This is a genomic window from Micromonospora sp. ABR4_055 (assembly GCF_056160425.1).
Window position 1 is genome coordinate 20,230 of record NZ_JBSWXD010000090.1, and the last position, 6,906, is coordinate 27,135.

A 6,906-nucleotide genomic window follows, 5' to 3' on the forward strand; every position below is an offset into this window, starting at 1 on the left:
AGCTAACCCTTCACAGACCCGGAGGTGAGACCGGAAACGATGTAGCGGCTGAGCAGCTGGAACACCAGCACCGTCGGGACCGCCGTCAGCAGGGTGCCGGCGGCGAAGATCCCGAAGTTGTTGTTCCGCTCCCCCGCCACCAGGCCGTACATGCCGACCGCCAGCGTCTTCGCCTCCGGGTTGGTGAGGAAGACGTTGGCGATCAGGAACTCGTTGATCGTGTTGATGAACGCCAGCAGCCCGGTGACCGCCAGGATCGGCGCCACCAGCGGCAGCATGATCCGGAAGAACACCTGGGCGTGCGACGCCCCGTCCATGGTGGCCGACTCGTCCAACTCCCTCGGCAGGGTGTCGAAGAAGCCTTTCATCAGCCACGTGTTCACCCCGAGCGCGCCGCCGAGGTAGAGCAGCATCAGCCCCCACGGGGTGTTGAAGCCGATCGTCGGCCACAGGTCGGTGATCGTCGAGAAGATCAGGAAGATCGCGACGATCGCCAGGAACTGCGGGAACATCTGGATCAGCAGCAGCGACAGCAGCCCGACCCGCCGGCCCCGGAACCGCATCCGGGAGAAGGCGTACGCCGCCAGCGACGACAGGAACACCGACGCGAACGACGCCAGCCCGGCGATCAGCAGCGAGTTGCCGAACCAGCGGCCGAACGCCGTGTCGGCGAACAGCCGCCGGAAGTTGTTGCCCGACGCCCCGGTCGGGAAGAGGTCGGTCGACGACAGGGTGCCCAGCGGGTTGACCGCCGCCGACAGCACGAACACGATCGGGAACAGCGAGAACGCCACGGCCAGCAGCGCCACCAGGTGCCGCCAGCCGACCCGGCTCAGCCAACGGGTGAACGAGCGCCGGTTCACGCGTACACCTCTTCCTGTTGCCGGGTGCGCCGGAAGCTGACCGCGGAGATCACCGCGACGAGCGTGAAGATGAAGATCGAGATGGCGGCGGCGAAGCCGTACTGGGCGCCGGCCGCGCCGAACGCCAACCGGTACGTGTAGGTGATCAGCAGGTCCGTCGCGCCGACACTCGGGTTGTCCGCCGGGAACGGCCCACCCTCGGTCGTCAGATAGATCGCGTTGAAGTTGTTGAAGTTGAACGCGAACGAGGCGATCAGCAGCGGCGTCAACGCCACCAGCAGCAGCGGCAACGTCACCCGGCGGAACGCCTGCCACGGGTTCGCGCCGTCGATCGAGCTGGCCTCGGTCAGCTCCTTCGGGATGGCCTGCAACGCGCCGGTGGCGACCAGGAACATGTACGGGTACCCGAGCCACAGCTGTACGCCGATCACCGCCAGCCGCGCCGACCAGTCCTGCCCGAACCAGTCCACAGTCAACCCGAAGAACTGGTTGATCAGCCCGAAGTCGGTGTTGAACATGTCCCGCCAGACCAGCAGCATCGCGAACGACGGCATCGCGTACGGCAGGATCAGCAACACCCGGTAGAGGTTGCGGCCACGAATCCGGTCGGAGTGCAGGGCGATGGCGCAGATCAGCCCGAGGACGAACGTGCCGCCGGTGGAGCCGATCGCGAAGGCGAAGTTCCAGACCAGGGTGCCGAGGAACGGCCCGGAGATGCTGCGGTCGGTCAGCACCCGGGTGAAGTTGTCCAGGCCGACGCCGACCCGCCAGCCCTGCAGCAGCCGGTCGCCGTCGGCGGAGACGAACGAGCCGGCGTCGTCGTCGGCCGTCCACACCGTGCCCGTCACGGTGTCGGTGACACAATCACAACCCTCGTCGTACGCCCGGACCGCGACCCCTTCGTACGCCCGGGACAGCCCGATGGAGCGGATCGCCCCGTCGTCGGTCGGCACCGCCAGGTCGGTGATCTCCTGGCTGCGGGCGCTGGCCTGGCCGGCGTTGAGCAGCGTGTAGCCGTCGGCCGCCGTCACCTTGCCGGCGTCGGTGACGGTGACGTCGCCGGCCGGCAGCTCGGTCAACCCGTCGGCGTCACCGGCGTAGACGACCCCGTCGGCCGGGTCGACGACCAGCAGCACCAGGTCACCGGTGGCCGGGTCGCCGACCGTGGCGACGGTCATCGCGTACTCGATGGATCCTGGGACCTGGACCACCGACGTGGCCTGGATGGCCGCGATCGCCTCAGTCTTGCTGCCCCGGTGTCCGTCGCCGAAGTTGGTGAACGCGGTGGAGGCGGTGTAGAGCACCGGGAAGATCTGGAAGGCGATCAGGAACAGGGTGCCGGGGATCAGGTACTTCGCCGGCACGTGTCGCCGACCCAGGTAGAGGTAGCCGATGCCGGCGGTCGTGACGACCAGGATGCCCAGCCCGACCCACGCCTCGGCGTCGATCAGCGGGAACGCCGCCCAGATCGCGATCGCCGCGACCAGGCCGAGCAGCAGCGCCTTGGCCAGCAGACCGCCGGCTCCGGTGTCGCGCATTACTTGATCTGTTCGGCGATCGTCTGGCCGGCGGCGGTCATCGTGCTGGCCACGTCGGCACCGCCGACGATCGCGGCCTCGGCCTTGCCGAACGGGTCCCAGATGGCGGCCATCTCGGGGATCGCCGGCAGCACCGCGCCCCCCTGCCCGGCCTGCTGGAACTTCGCCAGGTCCGGGTCGGCGCCGGCGACCTGCTCCAGGGCGGCGGTCAGCGCCGGCGGGCGCGGCTCGGCCTCGTAGAGCGCGACGGCCAGGTCGGTCTGGGTCGTGTAGTTGGCGACGAACTCCTGCGCGAGGGCCTTGTTGGTGCCCTTGGCGGCGACGTAGAACGTCTGCACGCCGACGAACGGCTGCGCTTCGGCCCCACCGGCGAAGCCGGGGACCGGGCTGATGTCGTACGCGATGTCAGCGCCCTTGGCGTCGGTGATCGCCCACGGCCCGGAGACCAGGAAGGCGCACTTGCCGCTGGTGAAGGTGGCGATCGAGTTCTCCGGGGTGATGGAGCGCTTCAGCGCCCCGGAGCCCTTCTCCCCCAGGGTGGCGATCTTCTCGAACGCGGCGATCGACTCCGGGGTGCCGACGCCGAGCTGCGCCGGGTCGTAGTCGCCTTCGGCGGTGGTGCCGAACAGGCTGCCGCCGGCCGAGGTGTAGAGCGGGTTTAGGTGGTAGGCGTCGCCGTTCTGCCCGACCTGCAGGCAGAGGATCTCCGAGACCTTGCCGTCGGCCTTGAGCTGCTCGCCGGTGGCGACCAGCTCCTCGATGGTGGCCGGGGCGTCGGGGGCGAGCGCGGTGTTGCGGATCAGGGCGACGTTCTCCATCGCGTACGGCACGCCGTAGACCTGGCCGTTGAAGGTGACCGCCTGGATGGCGACGTCGGCGAAGCCGGCGGTCTGGTCGGCGGTGAGCTGGACCGGCTCGATGGTGCCGTTCTGCACCAGGTTGCCGATCCAGTCGTGTGCGCCGACCATCACGTCCGGGCCGCTGCCCTGCTGCGACGCGGTGACGAAGGTGGTCTGCTGGTCCTTGCTGATCGCCTGGACTTCGACGGTGACGCCGTTGTCGGCGCCGAACTTTTCGGCGAACGGGGCGAGGGCGGCGCTGCGCTTGTCGTCGGCCCAGATGACCAGGGTGCCGCCGGCGGCGGCATCGGGGCTGTCGGTGGTGGCGGGTTCGCCGTCGCTGCTGCCGCAGCCGGCGGCGGCCAGCGCGAGCACGGCGGCCAGCCCGGCGGCCACCGACGTGGTACGGACGCGCATCGGGACTCCTGTCCTGGAAGTTATTGCAGTACGGTGCCGCGATCACGGCACTGGTTTCGTCGTGTGTTGCCGGGACGTTAGCAAGACGTTGCAGGCAATGGAAGAGCTTGCAGGGACCGTCGCAAGAACTTGCCGGTGCGCTACCGTGGAGGCCATGCGCGCACGACTGTCCGACATCGCCCGCCAGGCCGAAGTCAGCGAGGCCACGGTGTCCCGGGTGCTCAACGACCGCCCCGGGGTGGCAGCCGAAACCCGCCAGGCGGTGCTGACCGCGCTCGACGTCCTCGGCTACGAACGCCCCGCCCGGCTGCGCAAACGCAGCGCCGGCCTGGTCGGCCTCGTGGTGCCGGAGCTGGACAACCCGATCTTCCCGGCGTTCGCGCAGACCATCGAGTCCGCGCTGGCCCAGTCCGGCTACACGCCGGTGCTCTGCACCCAGACCCCCGGCGGCGTCACCGAGGACGAGTACGTGGAGATGCTGCTGGACCGCCAAGTCGCCGGCATCGTCTTCGTCTCCGGCCTGCACGCCGACACCGCCGCCGACCACGAGCGCTACCGCAAACTGATCGCCCGGCCGCTGCCGATCGTGCTGATCAACGGGTACGCCGAAGGCATCGAAGCCCCGTTTGTCTCCTGCGACGACCGGGAAGCCGGCGAGCTGGCCGTGGAACATCTCGTCTCCCTCGGCCACCGGCGGATCGGACTGATCACCGGGCCGGACCGGTTCCTGCCGGTGCAGCGCAAGCTGGCCGGGTTCCGGGCGGCGATGCGCCGGCTCGTCGGTGCCAGCGACGCCGAGATCGACGAGCTGACCGCACTGTCACTGTTTGGTGTGGAGGGTGGCAAGGCGGCGGCGAACCGGCTGCTGGACAAGGGTGTCACCGGGATCACCTGCGGCTCCGACCTGATGGCGCTTGGCGCGATCCGGGCCGCCCGCCAGCGTGGCCTGTCGGTGCCGGGTGACGTGTCGGTGGTCGGCTACGACGACTCGCCGCTGATGGCGTTCACCGATCCGCCGCTGACCACGCTGCGCCAGCCGGTGATCGCGATGGCGGTGGCGGCGGTCCGCGCCCTGGTCGACGAGATCAACGGGCACGCCGCCCCGAACTCGGAGTACGTGTTCCGCCCCGAACTGGTGGCCCGGGGCTCCACCGGCATCGCCCCCCAGGTCACCCACCTCGCCGCCGCAGCGGCCGCGCCCGCCAGCTGAGAGCTTGCGCAAGGGTTGCTTGACTCTTGCAAGAACCGGCAGGCATGCTCGGAGCAGAGCCAGCAACGCACCGACAGGACGGGGAACCCGTGACGATCGATCCTGCCCAGGCCGCGCCCCGCACCGCCCGCGACGACTGGTGGCGCACCGCCGCCGTCTACCAGGTGTACGTGCGCAGCTTCGCCGACTCCGACGGCGACGGCATCGGTGACCTGCAGGGCATCCGCAGCCGCCTGCCGTACCTGCGCGACCTCGGCGTCGACGCGCTCTGGCTGACGCCGTTCTACCGCTCCCCGATGGTCGACGGCGGCTACGACGTCGCCGACTACCGCGAGGTCGACCCGATGTTCGGCGACCTCACCGACTTCGACGAGATGATCACCGACGCGCACGCGCTCGGCCTGCGGATCATCGTCGACATCGTGCCGAACCACACCTCCGACGTACACCCGTGGTTCGTCGCGGCGCTCGCCGCCGCGCCCGGGTCGGCGGAGCGGGACCGGTACATGTTCCGCGACGGCCGTGGCGACAATGGCGAAGAGCCGCCGAACGACTGGGAGTCGATCTTCGGCGGGCCGGCCTGGACCCGCCTGCCCGACGGCCAGTGGTACCTGCACCTGTTCGACCCGGCCCAGCCCGACCTCAACTGGCGCCACCCCGAGGTGCGCGCCGAGTTCGAGCAGATCCTGCGGTTCTGGCTGGACCGGGGCGTCGACGGGTTCCGCATCGACGTCGCCCACGGGATGATCAAGGCCGACGGGCTGCCGGACATCGGCTGGACCTCGGCCACCACCGGACGCCGGCAGATCGAACTGCTCGGCAAGGGCCGGCTGCCCTACTTCGACCAGGACGAGGTGCACGACATCTACCGCGCCTGGCGACCGGTCCTGGACAGCTACCCCGGCGGGCGGATGGCGATCGCCGAAGCGTGGGCGGAGACCCCGCAGCGGCTCGCCCGCTACATCGGCCCGGACGAGCTGCACCAGGCGTTCAACTTCGACTTCCTCGACGCCACCTGGTCGGCCGACTCGTTCCACAAGGTGATCGACACCGCGCTCGCCGAAGCGGCGATCGTCGGCGCGCCGACCACCTGGGTGCTGTCCAACCACGACAAGCAGCGGCACGTCACCCGGTACGGCGACGGCGAGGTCGGGCTGCGCCGGGCCCGCGCCGCCGCGCTGCTGATGTTCGCCCTGCCCGGCAGCACCTACCTCTACCAGGGTGAGGAGCTGGGCCTGCCGGAGGTCCTGGACCTGCCCGACCATCTGCGGCAGGACCCGGCGTTCGGCCGCACCGGGCACAGCCGCGACGGCTGCCGGGTGCCGCTGCCGTGGAGCGGCGACACCCCGCCGTACGGCTTCGGGCCGGCCGGGTCGACGGCGTCGTGGCTGCCGGCCCCGGCCGACTGGGCGCCGCTGACCGCACAGGCCCAGACCGGCGACGGGTCCTCGACGTTGGAGCTGTACCGGCGGGCCCTGGCGGTCCGGGCCGAGCATCCGGCGCTGCGCGACGCCCCGGCCGGCGACGGCACCGGGCTGTCCTGGCTGGAGGCCGGGCCGGGCGTGCTGGCGTTCCTACGCGGTGACGACGGCGGGACCGACACGGACGGCGGCGCGGAGGCGCTGGTCTGCGTGGTCAACCTCAGCGGTGCGCCGGTGCCGGTCGACGGGTACGGCGTACCGCTGATCACCAGCGCGCCGTTGGACGGACCGCCCGGTCGCCGACTGCTGCCGGTCGACGCCGCCGCCTGGTTCCAGCCGGCCTGACGCCCGTTTCGCCCCGGCCGGCTGGCAGGGGGCGGCCAGGTTTACGACGGCCCGGCGCCGGGTATGGCTCGGAGCAGGAAACACCGGTCGTTCGTCGAGCCGGAAGTGCCGCCGGGCGGCTGGGCAAGGACCCCTTGTGGTGGGGGGGCGAAGGTGGTGACGGTGCCCCCGGGACAAAAAGGGTCCCCGGGAACCACCCCCAACGGTCAACCCCCATCAGTCAACCTGTTGGCGACGCGGGGCACACCTAACCGTACCCCCTCCCGTTACCAA

Annotated in this window: 5 protein-coding genes; 2 read left to right on the plus strand and 3 right to left on the minus strand. The window is 70.5% G+C overall.

Annotation, left to right across the window (positions count from 1 at the left end; translation table 11 throughout):
- Window positions 1-2: 2 nt before the first annotated feature.
- Genes ACXAHD_RS20200 through ACXAHD_RS20210 form a run of 3 tightly spaced genes read right to left on the minus strand, consistent with a single transcriptional unit; the run spans window position 3 to window position 3,657 of the window.
- Complete coding sequence (locus ACXAHD_RS20200; protein ID WP_289212129.1) at window positions 3-863, minus strand: sugar ABC transporter permease; 861 nt, start codon at window positions 861-863, stop codon at window positions 3-5.
- A complete protein-coding gene (locus ACXAHD_RS20205) occupies window positions 860-2,401 on the minus strand; it encodes an ABC transporter permease subunit (protein WP_475052478.1) in 1,542 nt (513 codons plus the stop codon). Before ACXAHD_RS20205 ends, ACXAHD_RS20200 begins: the two co-directional genes overlap by 4 nt.
- The gene (locus tag ACXAHD_RS20210) at window positions 2,401-3,657 is read right to left on the minus strand and encodes a sugar ABC transporter substrate-binding protein (RefSeq protein ID WP_475052481.1); all 1,257 of its coding nucleotides are present in this window, start codon (window positions 3,655-3,657) and stop codon (window positions 2,401-2,403) included. Before ACXAHD_RS20210 ends, ACXAHD_RS20205 begins: the two co-directional genes overlap by 1 nt.
- Window positions 3,658-3,811: 154 nt before the next feature.
- On the opposite strand from ACXAHD_RS20210, the gene ACXAHD_RS20215 reads away from it, so the two are divergent.
- Both ACXAHD_RS20215 and ACXAHD_RS20220 read left to right on the plus strand, forming a co-directional pair.
- Entirely contained in the window at window positions 3,812-4,867 is a 1,056-nt protein-coding gene (locus ACXAHD_RS20215) for a LacI family DNA-binding transcriptional regulator (RefSeq protein WP_475052483.1), read from the plus strand.
- Window positions 4,868-4,962: 95 nt separating this feature from the next.
- On the plus strand, window positions 4,963-6,633 hold the full coding sequence (locus ACXAHD_RS20220; protein WP_281555419.1) for a glycoside hydrolase family 13 protein: 1,671 nt from the start codon (window positions 4,963-4,965) through the stop codon (window positions 6,631-6,633).
- Window positions 6,634-6,906: the final 273 nt, after the last annotated feature.

Excerpts from the sequence above, each read along its gene's own strand:
- ACXAHD_RS20215 (WP_475052483.1), top strand. The coding sequence starts at position 3,812 with ATGCGCGCACGACTGTCCGACATCGCCCGCCAGGCCGAAGTCAGCGAG.
- ACXAHD_RS20210 (WP_475052481.1), bottom strand. The coding sequence starts at position 3,657 with ATGCGCGTCCGTACCACGTCGGTGGCCGCCGGGCTGGCCGCCGTGCTC.
- ACXAHD_RS20205 (WP_475052478.1), bottom strand. The coding sequence starts at position 2,401 with ATGCGCGACACCGGAGCCGGCGGTCTGCTGGCCAAGGCGCTGCTGCTC.